This is a genomic window from Lacticaseibacillus zeae DSM 20178 = KCTC 3804 (genome assembly GCF_000260435.1).
GTDB lineage: Bacteria > Bacillota > Bacilli > Lactobacillales > Lactobacillaceae > Lacticaseibacillus > Lacticaseibacillus zeae.
Map to the genome: position 1 here is coordinate 1 of NZ_BACQ01000065.1, position 1,071 is coordinate 1,071.

A 1,071-nucleotide genomic window follows, 5' to 3' on the forward strand; every position below is an offset into this window, starting at 1 on the left:
GCAACAAAAAACCTCCAGCTACCCAGGCTGAAGGCATGCATGAGGGAAGTAAATGTGATTGCAAGGGTGGCTTGCCTTGCACGATCAGTATAGCAGATGAGTTTATCAAATACGTAAAGCTCTGGTACCGGATTTGTACAGGTTTAAAAAAGCAACAAAAAAGCCGACACTTTGCCGGCCAGTTAATTAGTCTTTTTTATCTGTGCTGAGCTTGCTTTTCACATCATCTACTGTGTCTTTAACAGCATCTTTGGCATCATCAAGCTTTTCCTTGGCTTTACCAAGTATGCCTTCTGCTTTGCCCTGTGTTTCGCGAGCTTTATCACCTGTTACTTTGCCTTCAACTTCTTTTGCTTTACCGGAGATCTTGTCCTTGGTGCTGTCGACTTTACCATCTAAACTCATAGATATTACCTCCTTTTAACATCAATTATCATATAAGCTTATACAAAGTGCAACAAAAAAGCCCTCAGAGACCAGTCCAAGGGCCAAAAGGATGAAAAAACGAAACGTATGTGTGAATAGTAGCAATTGACTTGGAGGAGAACGGCTACTGCTCACGACTACATAATAGCACATTCCTTGTATAAGTATACTAAAAAAGCCCTCGGTTGGGGGCCGAGAGCTAGAAGATTAGGGTAGTACCGAGGAGTGAAAATGAGTATTTATCTGGAACAATTTAATTTTAGCTTATTGAAATCTTTTAAGCAACAAAAAAGCTCTCGGGGCCGAATCCGAGAGCCACAGGAACAACGGAAGTTCTTTATCAGAAAGTAGAGCAGCGTCATCAAACTGCTCACGGCCATTATATTTCGGGAGGCGAGTAGATGCAATGGACAGATGAACAGATCGGTGACATTAGGAAGCTCGCCTCTGAAGGCTTTACAAGACGCGAGACAGCCGACAAACTTGGAATTAGCTATGATGCGCTTCAGGGAAAAGCAAGACGGCTTGGGATCGAGTTCCAGAAGCCACTGAAAAATGAATACGATTCAGACGGCACAAATAGGGAGACACCGTCCGCTGACAGAAAAGTCGCTCTTAATGCTGATGGTAGTCAAACAGTCACGG

The 1,071-nt window shown here is 43.4% G+C and carries 3 protein-coding genes; 2 read left to right on the forward strand and 1 reads right to left on the reverse strand.

The genetic code is table 11. The annotated features are described in order from the left end of the window. A partial coding sequence (locus GSO_RS18475; RefSeq protein WP_010493169.1) for a hypothetical protein occupies positions 1-209 on the forward strand: 209 nt, incomplete at its 5' end. On the opposite strand, the gene GSO_RS13600 is transcribed toward GSO_RS18475, so the two are convergent. Beyond that, positions 187-405 (reverse strand): CsbD family protein, encoded by a 219-nt coding sequence (locus GSO_RS13600; RefSeq protein ID WP_003573729.1) that lies wholly within the window; start codon positions 403-405, stop codon positions 187-189. The genes GSO_RS18475 and GSO_RS13600 overlap by 23 nt on opposite strands. Before the next feature lie 422 nt (positions 406-827). On the opposite strand from GSO_RS13600, the gene GSO_RS16095 reads away from it, so the two are divergent. Then, on the forward strand, positions 828-1,071 hold a 244-nt coding region (locus GSO_RS16095; RefSeq protein ID WP_010489652.1), incomplete at its 3' end, for a GcrA family cell cycle regulator.

Coding starts and splice junctions, on each gene's coding strand:
- GSO_RS13600 (WP_003573729.1), bottom strand. CDS start 405: ATGAGTTTAGATGGTAAAGTCGACAGCACCAAGGACAAGATCTCCGGT.